Genomic DNA, 16200 nt, shown 5'->3' with positions numbered 1-16200 from the left:
ATGCAGCAAACGACTTCGCCGAATGCTGAGCGAATACTGCTTATCCGAATGTTGAGTGTCAAAGACGCAGCAACAATAGGCGTTGCAGCATTGCGTCATTTTCAAACTAAATTCCCTGACAGTCACATTGATTTTCTGACCTTTGGTGCTGGCGCCGATATTATTCATCTGGTCGATCCGAACGTTGAAACGATAACCTTACCCGCCCACGCTTGGCCTAATGATTTATTAGTAGCGATCGAAGCTTTTTTGGGCTTAGCCGAAACAATAATTCCCAATGAATACACGCAAATAGTCAATCTCGATACTGCTTTCATGCCTTGTTTTTTGGCGCGTTTTCTTCATGATGCAGGTGAGAGTGTCGCTGGCAATATGCTCAATATCTCTGTACAAACATTACTCAACCAATTCCAAGACCAAACTTTGCAACCCGATTTTGTTCAATCAACTGAGCGTTATATGCAAAGTACTTTTCACGGTATGACACGTTTACAGAGTCAATGGTGGAATACTCAACAGTTTGATGCGGGTTACACTGAGTTTTACTTGCGTGAATGTTGCGGTTTCAAAGACATTGATATTGATGTGAGTTTGTCGATTGAGAGCATACGCAATACCAAGTCACTTTCTACCGAGTGCGCTCTTTCAGAATCACGTTCTGAACAAACAACAGCAAAAAAAATCTCGTTATGTCTAGCGGATGCTCATGATGGATATGCTTATCCATATATTTGTGAGCTGAAGGAGATGCTTGAACTTAAAGGGTTCCAAGTTTGGACTAATGGAAGCAAAGAAAGACGTTTAATGGAAACGTTAAATAATGTCGCCGGGGCTGATTTAGTCATCACTAAGCCGGGGGAATCACAATGGTATGGCAAGGCAGTGGGTTGCTCAACACTGTTAATCAGCGCCAGTGAGTCTCCGTTGATCAGTATGCCCGATTACGCCACCGACCAAACTGCTCGTTGCCCAGTGCATTGCCCCTTTACCCAAAGGGAGCAATCAGTGTGCTGTTGCGATACGCCTGAAGAGTTGACAGATGGCATAGAATCAATTTTTGCCGAAAAAAGTCGATAACCTAAAAGCTAAAACGTATACATGCTAAGAACGTATCTATGTCGATAAATAAACATTCCACGATTTTCATTGGTGACAGGCCTATTGGGCTCCAGCATCCGCCTTTTATTATTGCCGAGCTGAGTGGCAACCATAATCAACAACTGTCGTTAGCTCTGGATATGGTTGAAGCCGCTGCTAAGGTAGGCGCCCACGCTATAAAATTACAAACATTTACCGCCGATAGCATGACGTTGGATGTCAATACCGCCGATTTTGTTATCCAAGAAAAAGACAGTTTATGGCATGGTGCTTCTTTACACGGTTTATATGCAAAAGCTGCCACGCCGTATGAGTGGCACAGTGTGCTTTTTAATAGAGCCAAAGAGCTCGGTATGCTGGCTTTTAGTTCTCCCTTTGATGCTAACGCCGTCGATTTTCTTGGCGACTTAGAAGTGCCCTGCTACAAAATTGCCTCTTTTGAGCTAACCGATATTCCCCTTATTAGTAAAACGGCATCTATGGGTAAGCCGATTATTATGTCGACTGGCATGGCAGCATTAAGTGAAATAGAGGCTGCTGTAGTAGCAGCTAAAGCAGCGGGCTGCGACGATATAATACTGCTTAAATGCACTAGTACTTATCCTGCTCAGGCGTCAAATACAAACTTGTACACCATCCCTCATCTGCGTGATGCGTTTAGTTGTGAGGTGGGGTTATCGGATCATACTGCTGGGGTTGGCGTGTCAGTTGCTTCGATTGCGTTAGGCGCAGCTGTTATTGAAAAGCACTTCGTACTTGATAGGGGTGCAGGTGGTGTTGATGCCGCTTTTTCATTAGAGCCAAGTGAATTTAAAATGCTGGTGGATGAAACACAGCGAGCTTGGCAAGCGCTCGGCGAGGTAAAATACGGGGGCAGTGATGTTGAACAAAAGTCCAAACAGTATCGCCGCTCAATTTATGCTAGTGAAAATATTAAAGCAGGCGAGGCGTTTACTGAGACGAATCTACGCGTAGTCCGCCCAGCTTTCGGTTTAGCACCCAAGCATTGGGAAGACTTGCAAGGTAAACAGGCGACACAAGACATAATGAAAGGCACAGCACTTAATTGGTCCCATGTTAGATAGTAAGCTAAAACCGCAATGTATTATATTTCGAGTCGACGCGGGAGCGGATATCGGTTTAGGACACGTGATGCGTTGCCTTGCGCTAGCGCAAAGTTTACATAGTCGCAATGTAAGAGTGATATTTGCAGTGAGTCAGAATAGTTTGCCGCATTGCCAAACCCGCAGTGATTGGGTGGGGGAGTTGCACGTTATGGCAGCTAGCTCACGTTATGATGAACATCACGAATTACAGCAACTGTGTACTAAAGAGCAAGCTGACTGGCTGATCCTAGATGGATACCAATTTGATTCCCGCTACCGAAAATTGCTAGATTTAAATACCAGTAAACTGGCTATGTTTGACGATGGTCATTTATTGGATGCGGGTATTAAAGATGAGCATTTATCCATGATCATCAATTGGGCGAGTGGGGCAGATAAACTAAACTATAGCGACCTTGCTCCAAATGCATGGTGCTGTGCGGGTGATAACTATCGTGTTCTTAGACAAGAATTTTATCAGGTGCAAACACTCCCCTTCAATAAGCGTAACCGCTTGATTTTGATGTTCGGCGGTAGCGATCCAAGTCAGCTTACTCTGCCCTTACTGAAACTTTTTTCTGAATCTTCTATTCGACTTCCGATCACTATCATTACAGGGAGTGGTTATCAGCATACTGATGAGCTAGAAAAATTTATAAAACACAGCCACCTATCGATAGAATATTTTCATGACTGCCAGCAAGTAGCAGAAGTATTTCAACAGGGGCGTTTAGCTATTTCGGCTGCCGGCGCTAGCCAGTTTGAGCTGTTACATTGCGCCACGCCTTCAATTTTAGTGGTGACGGCTAAGAATCAATTCTTCGCTAGTGAGCAGGCGAGAGGGCAGGGCTGGTGCCTTGTGAGTATTGAAAATGCTCTGCAAGAGCAGCCAACATTTGAAATGAACGCCAAAGTATTATTGCTTGAGCAAATAGTACAAAAATCGATGGCACTGTGGCATCAACCAGAATTATTAAACCAAATGCATAGCAATGCATTGTCTGCTCGTCAGCAAGCGGGGTTTAATCGTATTTTTACTGCACTTTATTCAGAGCTGCCTAATGGACCACACGAGACTAACTTGCTATGAATGACGTTACCAGTGAGCATTGTTTTGTACCGATTAACGCATCCCATTTGTCAACTGTTTGGCATTGGCGCAATAGCGAAAGAGTGCGAGAAAATATGCATTACGATAAACTTATTGCGTGGGATGAACATCAGCATTGGTTTGAAACTTTAATGCAAGATAGCAACCGTGAATGCTGGATTTACTGCCAACACTCTCGCCCTGTTGGTGTGTTGAACGTTAGTGATACTCAACATTCCGTGATGCAGTGGGGGTGTTATCTGGGTGAGGTAAATTGCGCACCAGGTAGTGGATTAATACTTGAGTGGGCTGCACTTGAGTATGCTCAACAAAAGATAAACTGCAATGGTCTTGAGGCACAAGTATTATCTTTTAATACTTCGGCTTTAAAACTACATATGCTATTTGAATACGAACGAGTAAAAATTGAAAGTGGCGGCATGCGCCAAAGCAACGGTCAGTCAGATATTACCCATTACGACATCCATTATTTCTATTATGCGATGCAAAAATGGCGGCAACACCGAGATGCTGTATTAGTTAAACTACCCAAACCCATTCAAAGAGCGTGTCAGCAAGTGACATTCTTGAGTAAGGAATAAAAGTGAATATTGAACAGACCGTTATACGCGCTATGCGTGGTGTTGCCGAGTTAAGCGACTGCCAATTAATCGAGCCAATAGTGCCTGATACATTGCTACTGCAGTCAGGACTCGATTCATTAGGCTACGCAATGTTAGTTGCTCAATTAGAAGAAGAGTTAGGCATCGATCCTTTCACCGAGTTAGCAATAAAAATATACCCTGCGACTTTCGCAGAGTTTGTTGCGATTTACGCCCAGGGGTTAGAGCAAACACGTTACTAATGAGTAGCTTAGCGTCTCTTTTACTAACAAAGGCAGTCACTCCTGTGATTGTGAATACAAGCCAGTCGTTTTCATTAGGGCAGTTATTGGCGCTAGCCAAGCTCTGGCGAGCTGAATATCAGTACCTAGAAAATAAACCTCTGGCGCTCATTTATACCGACAGCGCTTCTTTTTGTGTAGGGTTACTCGCATTTGATGGCTTGTGTAGTGATCTCTATTTATGCTCAACTGAGCTAGTTGAAAGTATTGAGAATAGCTGCTCGCGGCTCTCGATAGATATTAACTCGCGGCCCAAGCAGCTTTTCAGTCAGAACAAAAGCGCGGTAGAAGATCCTTGCACATTAGGCAAGTTGAAAGCGCAATCTGATACACGAGAACTAGTTACTCGCTGGTGGTTAGCGTCATCGGGTACATCTGGCCAACCTAAATGGTTTGCGCATACACTCGCTTCCTTAACCTTGAATACCAAATTTTCGAACACGCTCTCAGAATTGAAATGGGCAAATTGTTATCAAGCCTATCGATACGCCGGGTTACAGGTGCTATTGCAAGTGCTCATCAGCGGGGCAACATTGGTGGACGACGTCACGAACGACCTAATAGCAAGATTGCAGCAATATGCAAACGCCAAGGTCAATGCCATATCTGCCACTCCAAGTATGTGGCGTCAAATGCTGATGACAAACCAGTTACAACACGTGCCACTAAAGCGCATCACACTGGGCGGAGAAATTGCGGACCAACCTTTGCTCGATAAGCTGTCAGAACTTTATTCCCAGGCTAGTATTCGGCACATATATGCCTCTACCGAAGCGGGAGTGGGATTTGTGGTGGCTGACAAAATAGCTGGCTTTCCTGTGAGTTGGTTGCAACAAGGCGTGGCTAACGCGCATCTTAAGATTGATCAAAATCAGCATTTACGTATCAAGCCCGCTCACGAGCTTGATGCTCAACTCGAAGCGCTTATTGACGACAATGGCTATTTAGATACCCAAGATATTGTACGATCAGACGGTGATAGAATATTTTTTCTCGGGCGGGCGTCTGGCGTTATCAATGTTGGCGGAAATAAAGTAACGCCAGAAAAAGTCGAAACAGTCATTTTATCGATTAAAGGAGTATCTCAGGCAAAAGTGTATGGTCAGCCCAATAGTGTGCTGGGTAATCTTGTGGTGGCTGATATTGTTATTGAGCCCAATCAAGACTGGGGGAATATTAGCCGAACTGTTCGCGCACAGTGTAAATTGATGCTACAACGCTTTGAAATTCCTGTAAAATTACGTCAAATTGACAGTTTAGCGATGAGCCCAACGGGTAAATTAAGCAGGAGCAATAGTCATGGCTGAGTACGTCGTAGTAACAGGCGCGAGTAGAGGTTTAGGGTTAGCGATTTGCCGAGATACCCTTGCATCAGATCTGTCTGTGGTAGCACTTGCGCGTACCTACAGCCCTGAACTGCAAAGTTTGAGCGAGGCATATCCTGACCGTTGTCATTTTATTGAAGCAGATTTAGCCGATTTAGATGCTTTGCCGGCGCTATGTAAGTCAATAGTCAAGCGCTTCGGCCGTCCGTACGGATTGGTGAATAATGCTGCCGTAGGGCATGACGGCGTATTGGCGACCATGCCAAACGGTGAAATCGATAATTTAATGCGTTTGAATGTGCAATCCCCCATGTTGTTAAGTAAGTACTTGCTGCGCTCAATGTTGCTTAATAGAAGGGGGCGAATTGTTAATATATCTTCAATTATCGCAAAAACAGGATTTAATGGCCTAAGTGTATATGCCGCAAGTAAAGCTGCTTTAGAAGGCTTTAGTAAATCACTTGCTAGAGAAGTGGGTAAGGCAGGCATTACCGTAAATTGTGTGGCGCCAGGCTATATGCAAACTGACATGACGGGCGATTTGCAAGGTGAAAAGCTAGCGTCAATTAAACGCAGAAGCCCTTTAGGTAGATTAGCCAGTGTTGAGGATGCCGCTGCAATGGTCAGCTTTTTATTGAGTGACAAAGGCTCTGCTATCACTGGCACAACCATGACGGTTGATGCGGGTAGTACGGCTTAGTTAAGTTTCCCTTAAAAAGGCCGATAAAATAAATATAAATATTAACAGCTAATTCCGTGAATAGTCGTTTAAGGTATAACTTGGTATGAAACTTTCAGTACTCGTTCCTGCATATAATTTGCAAAATTTTATTGCTGAATGTTTACTTTCAGTGCTTGAACAAGAGACCGATTTTGACTTCGAAGTCATTGTGTGTGACGACGCATCGACAGATAAGACTCAAGCAGTTATAGCAACCCTTGAAACTTTGTTTCCAAACAAGTTAAGCGCTATATACAAGACTGAAAATCAAGGCTTAGCGGCTAACATGAGCACCTTGCTCGCAGCGGCTAAAGGCGAATATATAGCCTATCTTGATGGGGACGATATTGCGTTGCCTTCAAAGTTACAGCGTCAAGTCGAATATTTAGATACACACGACGATTGCCACATGGTCTATCACGAATCCGATATGTTTGATTCGGTCACGGACAAAACTATTAAGCTATATTCGAAAGACTTTTATAACTGGTCATATATCCCAGCGCGTTCCACAATTGAGCATATGATTAAATACGGCACCTACATGCAAGCCAGTAGTGTGATGTTTAGAAACCATTCAAACCTCAGTAAAACCGTATCGCCGAAGTGTAAAATTATATTTGATTATGCTTTTTACATAAATAATGCTGGGTATTTACAAGCTAATGTTGATTTTATCCCTGAAGTATTAGGGCGTTACCGTATTCATGAAAATAGTTTTGGCCAGCAAACCAGCCGCTCTTTTGACAGGCGTGAACAATCCTTAAGGGATATAGAGCTGGCTTGTGAGTTGTCAAGTCAGTTTGGTATAAAGCCGGATTTAATCAAAGCGGGGATCGCCCACCATAGATTTGCCGCAGCACTGTATTTTTTGGCCAGAGATGCCAATGATTTGTTTTTGAAACACATAGAATTAGCGTCAAATTCAGGGTTGTTTTTCAACGATAAACACCAAACCGCCTATGAAAACAGGCAAAACCCTAACAAGCTCAAAAACTTGCTAAGTGACGCAGCATAAATGAGTGAATATGACGTAATAGTGGTAGGCGCCGGGTTTTCGGGCGCTGTGTTGGCCGAGAGATTTGCAAAAATACACGATAAAAAAGTCTTGGTCTTAGAACAAAGGTCGCACGTTGCCGGTAATTGCTACGATTATAAAACTGAGCATGGCGTTACTGTGCATCACTATGGGCCACATTTATTCCACACCAATAACGAAGAGGTGTGGCAATACCTGAGTCAGTTTACAAAATGGACACCCTATGAGCACAAGGTTTTAGGCTCGATAGACGGAAACTTAGTACCCATCCCATTTAATTTAAATACCTTAGATGCTTTATACCCAAAAGAACAGGCACAACAAATTGAAGCGCTGTTAATAGAGCAGTACGGAGTAGACGGCAAGGTACCTATATTAGAATTACGTAAAAGCTCACATGTTTTACTTCAGCAATTGGGTGAGTTGGTCTATCAAAAGTTTTTTGTGAATTACACCAGTAAACAATGGGGCTGTTCACCAGAAGAGATTTCACCCGCCGTTACCGCTAGAGTGCCTGTGGTGATATCTCGAGATGATCGTTATTTCCACGACAAGTACCAAGCTATTCCTAGTGAAGGGTATACCCAGCTAATTACTAATATTTTGAATCATTCAAATATTTCGGTGCACTTGGATACTGATGCTACCAAGTTAGTCGCATTGAATATGAATGATCAGCGATTGTTTTTTAATGGGCAAGCTTTTAACGGAAAGTTGGTCTTTACTGGCATGTTAGATGAGCTGTTTAATTATCTAGATGGAGAATTACCCTATCGCTCTTTGCAGTTTGATTTTGAGACCTTGGCCCAAGCACAATATCAAGCAGCTACAACGGTAAATTACCCTAACGAACATGCCTATACTCGAATTACCGAGTTTAAGCATATCCTGAATCAACCCACTACTCACACCACCATAGTCAAAGAGTATCCGCAAGATTATGACAGGTTTGATGCAACTAAAAACGTACCTTATTACCCGATATTTAATCAAGCTAACCAAGAACGGTTCGAACAATACAAACAAAGGGTACAAGCGTTTGAGAACGTGATCACAGCTGGTAGGTTAGCTGATTATAAGTATTACAATATGGATGATGCGGTAGGTAATGCGCTGAAAATTTTTAATCGGTTTACTGAGCAGGGAGCAGCCTAAGATGTTGGCTAGTGAAGCAATTGCTGCAAACCAAAAGCGTGTTATACGAAAAATGTCCGAGCTGGATATGCAGGATTATTGTCTGGTTGGTGATGGTGCTTACGCAAAGGATTTACTGGCACAAATTTCCAAATTAAACATCAGCCTCCCAACTATCTGGTGGGTGAGCAGCATTCAAGCTGATTACCCGCACATAGAACAACACATTGAAGACCAACAAAGTCTTATCGAGCTGCCGATCGTTGTGCTGGGTACTGGACACTTTCAACTTGAGATGATTCACAGGTTGGCCCCTAAGACAGAAGTAACTGCAACGTTTTGGGATGTGATGTTATGCGCCTCAGAGCATTCATCACGAGCCGAGTTACGACCTAGCGATAACACACTTCTTTATATCGATTTGTACGCCAGCATCAACCGCCCAGCTTATTTGCAGCATTTTTTTAGTGCGCTAGAAGATTCCGGCACTCAAGTTAACATTCATCATCCGTTGCAAAATTTGAGCGATAGTTATCTTCAATCTGCTAAAAGTGTTGTTGTTTGGAATGGCTCTACTTCAGCATTTTTACCCATTATTGAAAAATTAAAAGCGTTAAAAATAGTAGTAACCTTCGCTGAATGTGGCTTTTTCCCGCAGCATCAATACTTTTACTTTGACCGACTAGGCGTCAACAATAATAGTCAATTGTACTTCGATGATCTTAGCTGGGTGAATGAGCCAATGATGCAAGACCTAAAGCAAAGACGGAAGCAATTTTTATTAGCCAATCAAGATAATACTAGAGTTGGCACGGGGTATATTTTTACCCCCTTACAAGTGCCAAGTGATTCAAATGTACTTAATCATTCACAATTCACCCAGGGCATGCAGCCGTTTATTGATTTTATCGAAGCTCAATATTCTAAGCAAAACTTAGTATTTAAACCTCACCCTAAAGACAGATTGAGTCACACCTACCGATATTCACATGGAAAGGTAAGTAGCGAAGATACAATGCAACTTTGTGCTCACGCAGACATAGTTCATGGTATCAACTCTTCGGTTTTGTATGAGGCGGCCTTGCTTGGTAAAAAAGTGATAGTAGAAGGCGACTGTTTACTTAAAAAACATATTAGCCAAGTTGATCGGCTATTAGCGGCTATGTGCTACCGCCAATTCACAGTTACTGATACTTATTTTGATTTAGGTAAATTACAGGCCTTCAGTTTTATATCGCCTTCACTTTTGAGCAAAAATAATAAAAAGCAAGGTTCGGTTAGTGAGTAAAGTGACGACGTGCAACAGCAGGAGAAAGTAGAGTGAATAAATGCCAGCTAGTGCGCAAAGACCAGCAATATTGGCTGAAGCAAGCAAATAGCCAACTATCACTGACAAATGTCTGGGATAGGTTCATTGAAAACAATAGCATCGAGCACTTAACTGTTAGTAATATCTTACCGTATTTAACCAGTATGGAAGCCGATTTGGCGATGCTGACTTGGTTCGACAGCCTAGCAATAAAGGGTGAAATACAGCTCAGCGTGCCAAATATCGATTATTTTATACAGTTGTGGCAAAGCGCTACTTGGGATAATCAAGATTTATTAAATGCCGACTCCAACGCGCGTAAAGCGTTTGCAGGTTTATGGGGGGGGCAACAGAACTGCAATCCAAGAAATGACAACTATCAAACTAATCAACACGATATTTATAAGTCTGGCTACAATCAAGCTAGATTAAAGCTATTACTAGAACGTGCAGGGTTTTGTGAAATACAGATACATGTTGAAGGGGCACAAATCAACGCCAATGCCACTAAAACTATGCTCCGTGGTGAAAGGCAAATATCAACACACTACGATCAAATTCGCCCAGACCATTTAAATAGGTACGAGTTTGCTTGTGAGCAATTAGCGGGATTAACCCAAGAGGATCAAGTGTTAGATTTAGCCTGTGGTATTGGTTACGGTACGTTAATGTTGGCTAAACACACGGGCGCTAAAGTCACAGGCGTAGACATTGAACAAGCCGCAATAGCGCATGCTAAACAGCATTTTAACAATGAAAATACGACTTTTAGTTGCCAAGATGCCAAGTTACTGGATATTGCAGCCAATACTCAAGATGCTGTTGTGTCGTTTGAAACCATAGAACATGTTGATTTTGATCAACAGTTATTAGATGTGTTTTTTGAGGTGCTCAAACCCGGTGGACATCTTATATGCTCTACACCAAATCAAGATGTCATGCCCTTTGACCCGGTGAAATTTGAGTTCCATTTAAAGCACTATACCAATAGAGAGTTGGTTGACTTACTGCTCACATCTGGATTTAGAGATGTAGAACTCTACGCACAACACGATCCTGTCTCTGGTAGGGTGGTAGCTGGATCCGATGGGTGTTTTACCTTAGCCAAGGCGGTTAAACCTTAAATGAAACAATTAAATCAAGAAAACCCAATAAATTTATATGTAGGTTGTGGACCCGATGCTCGTGAAGGGTTTATTCATTGTGATTTAAGGGAGTTACCCCATGTTGATTGTGTATGCAAAGCCTGGGAGGTTTCAAGACACTTTAGCGCCGTATCACATATTTACTCTCGGCACATGCTTGAGCATTTAACTAACGCAGAAGCAATTTTAACATTAAAGGATTGGTATAAAGCACTAGCATTGAATGCAACTGTTAGAATTGTAGTGCCAAATATGGACTTTCACTGCCAACAATGGCTTCAAGCCGAATGGAATGAAGATACTTTTTCTAAAGAGCGTTCAGATGCGTTGTATAGCTCAGCTGGCTTTTGGGGGTGGCAAGCAGAGTGCGACCCCCTTGAAGATGATTACAACAACAGTTACTGGGATGTTCATAAGTCTGGTTACAATGTACGAAAGATGAAATTTTTAATGGAAAAAATAGGGTTTTCAGAAGTGAAATGTGAGGTGAAAGGAGATGTGCATTTAGTCACTGAAGCGAAGAAGTTGAGCAACTAATGCAGCCCAAAATCTCGGTTATTATTCCTGTTTATAACTCAGAGCCTTACTTGAAGCGCGTATTTGATTCGATTCAAAATCAAACGTTTAAAGCTATTGAAGTTATTTTTGTTAATGATGGTTCCACCGATGACAGTTTGAACGTTTTATACAAGCTGGGTGAAAAGGATGAACGAGTCAAGATCATTACCCAGGAAAATAACGGCACTGGTGAAGCTAGAAATGCAGGTATTAAATGCGCGAAAGGTGAGTTCCTTTGTTTCATAGACAGTGATGATACTGCTGAGCCTAATTTGTTGGAATGTCTTTTTGAAAAAATGAACGAAGAAGTAGACATAACAGTCTGTGAGTTTAATGAAGTATCAGAAAATGGGAGTTTGCTAAAGCATACTTATGACGAGAATATAAATAGTACAGAGTATTTTAAATCAATACTTTCTTTTCGAAATGCTTCTTCAGTTTGGGCTAAATTGTATCGTAGAACGTTATTCGACAACCCAGCCTGCCTTTTCCCGCTAAAGCTTAGAAATAATGAAGATAATGCAACGCTTTTTAAACTTCTTTATTATGGACGTAATATCCGATTCGTACCAAAGGCCTTATATAATTGGAATCGAGAGAAAGATTCTAAAAGCAGAAATATCAATGAGTTACGCTTGACAGAAACTATTGATGTATTGTGTTTGCGAAAAACGTTTTTAAAAGATAACGGGATTTTTGATGATTACTTACAAGAGTTTTACTCGGGTGTGCTTTTTACACTAGCGCTCAGAAAATCGCATATCGTCAGGTTTGTCCAATCCGACAAGCGAGAGCTATTTATGCGATCAATGCATGCTAAAGTATTACAAGGCAAGTTGATTGATAAAACTGATTTAACTCAATTTCGTTCAACTGATCCCATTGACTATTGGCGTTTTGTTTTTTTGTTTTTAGACAATAATACAGGGTTTTTAGATAGAAGTTACAAAGCATTTTTTGATCCTTTCGATTGTCATTACGCGCTTAAATGTATTCATCCGAATGACATGCCAGAAATGTATTCATTGTACTTTTATCTTCAGGCTTATATTAAGCATCCTATTTATGTCTATGGTAAAGGAGAATCGTGGGTTGATTTACAAAAATTACTACCCGCCACCGTAAATATTTTAGGTTACATAGATAAATCTTTTGACGGCGAAAATAAAGAACTTTGTTATAATTTGGATTCAGCATTAAAACGAATAGCAGTGAACTCAGTGTTTGCTATAGCGAGTGTAAATCAAGCAAAAAATATCGTTTCAGATATAAAAAATCATTCCCTCTACGATACAAAGCGGCCTATCATTGTTACGTTTGCCGGTGTGTTTTAAGTATCTTTGCTATCTGTAAATGAAGTTAGTACAAGATATTTAAATAAGTGCTTGATAATTGAGGTCAAGAGTTAAGTGGATTAGTCGATACCTTATTTAAGGCTATCTGAGTGCAATATGACATCATCTTCAATAACTAGACGGCTAATATTCTTTGGTAGGTAAAACTACAATTCTCTGAATTATTAGATACAAAAATGAGTAGATAAGCTGAGTTTTATGACATTCCTTACAGTTGCAATTTGTACTTATAATCGGAAATGGTTTTTGCAGCAATGTCTGTCTGAGTTGTTACCTCAAATCTTAAATTTTCAGGATGTTAGAATATTAATTATTGACAATAACTCTACTGATGAAACTGCAGAACTAATCAAAGCTCTTCAAGTCAAACACTCATACTTGGACTATGTTTTTTGCCCTGACCAAGGATTGAGTTACGCGCGTAACTGCGCTTTAGAGCAATGTAATTCAGCTTGGTTAAGCTTTCTTGATGATGACGCGTACCCAAATGATGATTGGTTGGAGCAAAATCTAGAGCTTATAAAGAGCGCGAAATACGACGCGTTTGGAGGCGTTTATTTGCCTTGGTTTAAAGATGGTAAAAGTTCTTGGTTTAAAGAATGTTATGAGACAAACTTTTTTAGAATGCCAAAAGAAGAAACACGACTTGCACCTGGAGATCCATACTTTTCAGGGGGAAATTGCAGCTTTAAAGTGTATCCCATTCGAGCTTCAGGTGGTTTTCCGCTTACATTAGGAATGAATGGTAAGGTAATGGGATATGGTGAGGAAGTAGCTGCTCAGCGTTCAATGGCGATAAATGGTTATGTTTTAGGCTTTAGTAGTCACTTAGTCATACATCACTATGTACCCTTAAGTAAACAGAGTATTAGATGGGCTTGGAGGCGAGAATATTATAAAGGCAGAGATTTCTGGAGCATTTATTCGAAGCCGCCGATATTAAAAAATATTATTCTCTATACTAAGGTTCGGTTTAAGGAGTCATTTAATTTAAGCCGGAATGTGATATCAAAGTGTTTTTCAATTCGTCACTCTGAGTCTATTAAAAACGTATGTTATGAGATGTCAGTTTGGGCTGGGTTAATAGGTCTTATAACTGGTGCATTCAAGATAAAAATATCCTCTTTAAAGCGTTTTATAGCTATTAGTTGACTGTTAATTTATCTTAGATATGACTGACCGCTATTATTGACTAATTGTATTTAGTGAGACATACGCAAAGTGTTCCCGAAGGAGGGAGTTAGGACTACAGGTTGCAAAATTTATTTCAGCTGGAATAAACACTTCTTTGTTAACAATAGCTAGATATTCAAGCACTGTTAATGCCGTGTTCTTTGTGGCGCTTTGCTTGTCAGCAGTTGCATGTTTAGCTAATGGGTTGATGTCAAAATTTGACATATTGTAATCATCTAGCGTTGCTGCTTTAATCTCCTTTATTGATTTATGTTCCGTATTCATTACGTCCCAAAAATATTTATTATTGTTTAAATCTACGCCAAGAAGCATGATATTTTTGTATCCCGCTTGATAGGCGAAATGAACAGTACAATCCAAATTCGAAGCATGATGCATTAATTTTCCCGATTCTCCATACCAACGGGCTACAATTTTTTTGATTAAAGTAGGGCATGTGCTTTTGGGAATAGAAGGTGAATACAAATACAAGTTGCCGTTTTTATCACATAATTTTCCCGATTTTCGGCGCATTACGTGGCGTATTTGCATAAATATCTTTTCTTTATTTCTGGTTTGGTCTGCTAATAAATGTTTGTTAATACATGCCAATGACTTCGGTGATTGACCTAGCTCAATCATGTGAAAGGTTGGTCGAAAACTATGAGCATAAAAGTAGTTCACTCCTATGCTGTCATGTTGATTGACTATTGCCCAATCACTTTTACTTAAGTCATTGATGCTGGCGCCACAACCAAGAATAAAAATTGTATCACTACTACGTTTTACATTTTTTAAGTCAAACTTTTTACCTGGATAAAACGGCACTTCTTGATAAAATTTCTGGGCTAAGTATTTGTCCCAGTAATAGTCAACAAGTTCTTTTTTTTGTTGGTCGTTGAGACGCCAAATATAGCCTAAGAATAGAGAGAAAAGACGCTTGATCTTATAAAGGGCAGGGGCATAGTAGCGATAGGCTTTTGTTTTAAAATGTAGGTCAGTCATTTATTACTTTTCTATTTCTTTCGCAGCATAAATGATTTTATCAATGACTTCGCTTAACAGTGTTTCATTTTTGCGACGCCGGCATGCAAACAATGCCGTTTGTAGGCCACAATACGCCTTGTTGTACCATCAATGCTCTGAACTTAGTTTGTTTTTCTGCTGATATTTCAAAACCATCACGTTGTTGACGGTTTTTAATTTTTTGGTCAGTAAAATAAATTCTATTTATTGAACCGCTACCATCAGCATGAAAATTTATATTGTTGTTTTGAAAGGCTTGGTTTAGTTCGTTTAAAAAGAAACTTGTTAGGCCTTTAATTTTTGCATAAGTTTGTGGGGTTAATTGCTCAAGGGTGGCCAAACCTGCTGTAGCAGATATTGGGTTGGCTGAAAACGTGCCGCCAGTTAATATTTGTTTGTTTTTATCTGCAAATGTCTTGGCAAAAACCTGCTCTGTAAAGGCAACTAATCCTAACGGCAGTCCTCCGCCCAGTACTTTTCCATAAGTGACTATATCTGGTTTTAAGTTCATTAAGGAAGCCGCGCCACCGGGATCTACTCTAAACCCAGTGATAATTTCATCAAAGATAACTAATATGCCCAAGTTTTGACAATATTCTGTTAGTTTGGATAAAAAAGGATAGATATCCGGTTGAGGGTTAGATCCTTGAAGTGGCTCAATGATAATAGCCGCTAGCTGTTTTGCGTTTTTATCAATGATTTGCCAAACGGCATCGTCATTGTAAGGAAGCAATAAGGAATATTCCAATGCAACCTTGGGGATGCCGTTGTCTGCTCTGACTGTTGACTGTCCAAACCTTCCACCATCATCTAATAGTGTCCATTCGTTCATACCATGCCAGCCACCTTGAAAAGAGGCTATATGAGTTTTGCCTGTAGCCGCTCTGGCGAGTCTAACGGCCCGTTGTGTGGCTTCACTACCTGTATTGCAATAAATTTGATTGATTAGTTCACAGGGAATAAGCTGCGCAACTTTATTGCTGAGTGCCTGCACACTGGGGTTGTTCTGTAAAAACAACGAGCTTTTTTCGCTTTGCTGTTTGATCTTTTCGACCACAACTTTATCCGAGTGTCCCAATATGAGCGAGCCAGCGCCCATTACCAAATCAATAAAAGGCTGGTCGTTTTGGTCAAATAAAAAGTTTCCCTGTGCACGAATGAATTGCTTAGCCTGATTATCATAACCAGGATTGATAATGCGATAAGTTTTGTTCATC

Annotated in this window: 16 protein-coding genes; 14 read left to right on the top strand and 2 right to left on the bottom strand. The window is 40.8% G+C overall.

Annotation, left to right across the window (positions count from 1 at the left end; genetic code table 11):
- From GMES_RS12440 to GMES_RS12375, 14 genes are all read left to right on the top strand, one after another.
- Entirely contained in the window at positions 1-1077 is a 1077-nt protein-coding gene (locus tag GMES_RS12440; protein WP_006993055.1) for a glycosyltransferase family 9 protein, read from the top strand.
- Between the two features lie 38 nt (positions 1078-1115).
- Positions 1116-2183, top strand: a complete 1068-nt coding sequence (pseI, locus tag GMES_RS12435; protein WP_006993054.1) for a pseudaminic acid synthase — start codon at positions 1116-1118, stop codon at positions 2181-2183.
- On the top strand, positions 2173-3294 hold the full coding sequence (gene pseG, locus GMES_RS12430; protein ID WP_083879609.1) for a UDP-2,4-diacetamido-2,4,6-trideoxy-beta-L-altropyranose hydrolase: 1122 nt from the start codon (positions 2173-2175) through the stop codon (positions 3292-3294). Before pseI ends, pseG begins: the two co-directional genes overlap by 11 nt.
- Positions 3291-3896: a UDP-4-amino-4,6-dideoxy-N-acetyl-beta-L-altrosamine N-acetyltransferase gene (gene pseH / locus GMES_RS12425; RefSeq protein WP_006993052.1), complete on the top strand. Its 606-nt coding sequence runs from the start codon at positions 3291-3293 to the stop codon at positions 3894-3896. The genes pseG and pseH overlap by 4 nt, the downstream gene beginning before the upstream one ends.
- A gap of 2 nt (positions 3897-3898) precedes the next feature.
- Positions 3899-4159 carry an acyl carrier protein gene (locus GMES_RS12420; protein ID WP_006993051.1) on the top strand — a complete coding sequence of 87 codons (261 nt, stop codon included), beginning with the start codon at positions 3899-3901 and terminating at the stop codon, positions 4157-4159.
- Positions 4159-5505 carry an AMP-binding protein gene (locus tag GMES_RS12415; RefSeq protein WP_039987373.1) on the top strand — a complete coding sequence of 449 codons (1347 nt, stop codon included), beginning with the start codon at positions 4159-4161 and terminating at the stop codon, positions 5503-5505. The genes GMES_RS12420 and GMES_RS12415 overlap by 1 nt, the downstream gene beginning before the upstream one ends.
- On the top strand, positions 5498-6223 hold the full coding sequence (locus GMES_RS12410) for an SDR family NAD(P)-dependent oxidoreductase (RefSeq protein ID WP_006993049.1): 726 nt from the start codon (positions 5498-5500) through the stop codon (positions 6221-6223). The genes GMES_RS12415 and GMES_RS12410 overlap by 8 nt, the downstream gene beginning before the upstream one ends.
- An 85-nt stretch (positions 6224-6308) precedes the next feature.
- The gene (locus GMES_RS12405) at positions 6309-7262 is read left to right on the top strand and encodes a glycosyltransferase family 2 protein (protein ID WP_006993048.1); all 954 of its coding nucleotides are present in this window, start codon (positions 6309-6311) and stop codon (positions 7260-7262) included.
- Positions 7263-8438 (top strand): UDP-galactopyranose mutase, encoded by a 1176-nt coding sequence (gene glf, locus GMES_RS12400; RefSeq protein WP_006993047.1) that lies wholly within the window; start codon positions 7263-7265, stop codon positions 8436-8438. It begins immediately after the preceding gene.
- A gap of 1 nt (position 8439) precedes the next feature.
- Entirely contained in the window at positions 8440-9705 is a 1266-nt protein-coding gene (locus tag GMES_RS12395) for a capsular polysaccharide export protein, LipB/KpsS family (protein ID WP_006993046.1), read from the top strand.
- A gap of 32 nt (positions 9706-9737) precedes the next feature.
- Positions 9738-10850, top strand: a complete 1113-nt coding sequence (locus GMES_RS12390; RefSeq protein ID WP_039987371.1) for a class I SAM-dependent methyltransferase — start codon at positions 9738-9740, stop codon at positions 10848-10850.
- Positions 10851-11408 carry a class I SAM-dependent methyltransferase gene (locus GMES_RS12385; RefSeq protein ID WP_039987369.1) on the top strand — a complete coding sequence of 186 codons (558 nt, stop codon included), beginning with the start codon at positions 10851-10853 and terminating at the stop codon, positions 11406-11408.
- Positions 11408-12763 (top strand): glycosyltransferase family 2 protein, encoded by a 1356-nt coding sequence (locus GMES_RS12380; protein ID WP_006993045.1) that lies wholly within the window; start codon positions 11408-11410, stop codon positions 12761-12763. The genes GMES_RS12385 and GMES_RS12380 overlap by 1 nt, the downstream gene beginning before the upstream one ends.
- A gap of 219 nt (positions 12764-12982) precedes the next feature.
- The gene (locus tag GMES_RS12375; protein ID WP_006993044.1) at positions 12983-13936 is read left to right on the top strand and encodes a glycosyltransferase; all 954 of its coding nucleotides are present in this window, start codon (positions 12983-12985) and stop codon (positions 13934-13936) included.
- 33 nt (positions 13937-13969) lie between these two features.
- Here the strand turns inward: GMES_RS12375 and GMES_RS12370 are convergent, their stop codons facing one another.
- Both GMES_RS12370 and GMES_RS12365 read right to left on the bottom strand, forming a co-directional pair.
- The gene (locus tag GMES_RS12370) at positions 13970-14962 is read right to left on the bottom strand and encodes a hypothetical protein (protein ID WP_006993043.1); all 993 of its coding nucleotides are present in this window, start codon (positions 14960-14962) and stop codon (positions 13970-13972) included.
- A 64-nt stretch (positions 14963-15026) separates the two neighbouring features.
- On the bottom strand, positions 15027-16199 hold the full coding sequence (locus tag GMES_RS12365; protein WP_006993042.1) for an aminotransferase class III-fold pyridoxal phosphate-dependent enzyme: 1173 nt from the start codon (positions 16197-16199) through the stop codon (positions 15027-15029).
- Position 16200 lies beyond the last annotated feature (1 nt).

Source organism: Paraglaciecola mesophila KMM 241, from assembly GCF_000315015.1.
Taxonomy (GTDB): Bacteria; Pseudomonadota; Gammaproteobacteria; order Enterobacterales; family Alteromonadaceae; genus Paraglaciecola; species Paraglaciecola mesophila.
The sequence above is the reverse complement of the archived record's forward strand: the minus strand, read 5'-3'. Positions and strand labels throughout refer to the sequence as shown.

Coding starts and splice junctions, on each gene's coding strand:
- GMES_RS12365 (WP_006993042.1), bottom strand. CDS start 16,199: ATGAACAAAACTTATCGCATTATCAATCCTGGTTATGATAATCAGGCT.
- glf (WP_006993047.1), top strand. CDS start 7,263: ATGAGTGAATATGACGTAATAGTGGTAGGCGCCGGGTTTTCGGGCGCT.
- GMES_RS12385 (WP_039987369.1), top strand. CDS start 10,851: ATGAAACAATTAAATCAAGAAAACCCAATAAATTTATATGTAGGTTGT.
- GMES_RS12395 (WP_006993046.1), top strand. CDS start 8,440: ATGTTGGCTAGTGAAGCAATTGCTGCAAACCAAAAGCGTGTTATACGA.
- GMES_RS12375 (WP_006993044.1), top strand. CDS start 12,983: ATGACATTCCTTACAGTTGCAATTTGTACTTATAATCGGAAATGGTTT.
- GMES_RS12380 (WP_006993045.1), top strand. CDS start 11,408: ATGCAGCCCAAAATCTCGGTTATTATTCCTGTTTATAACTCAGAGCCT.
- GMES_RS12405 (WP_006993048.1), top strand. CDS start 6,309: ATGAAACTTTCAGTACTCGTTCCTGCATATAATTTGCAAAATTTTATT.
- pseI (WP_006993054.1), top strand. CDS start 1,116: ATGTCGATAAATAAACATTCCACGATTTTCATTGGTGACAGGCCTATT.
- GMES_RS12370 (WP_006993043.1), bottom strand. CDS start 14,962: ATGACTGACCTACATTTTAAAACAAAAGCCTATCGCTACTATGCCCCT.
- GMES_RS12415 (WP_039987373.1), top strand. CDS start 4,159: ATGAGTAGCTTAGCGTCTCTTTTACTAACAAAGGCAGTCACTCCTGTG.
- pseG (WP_083879609.1), top strand. CDS start 2,173: ATGTTAGATAGTAAGCTAAAACCGCAATGTATTATATTTCGAGTCGAC.
- pseH (WP_006993052.1), top strand. CDS start 3,291: ATGAATGACGTTACCAGTGAGCATTGTTTTGTACCGATTAACGCATCC.
- GMES_RS12410 (WP_006993049.1), top strand. CDS start 5,498: ATGGCTGAGTACGTCGTAGTAACAGGCGCGAGTAGAGGTTTAGGGTTA.
- GMES_RS12440 (WP_006993055.1), top strand. CDS start 1: ATGCAGCAAACGACTTCGCCGAATGCTGAGCGAATACTGCTTATCCGA.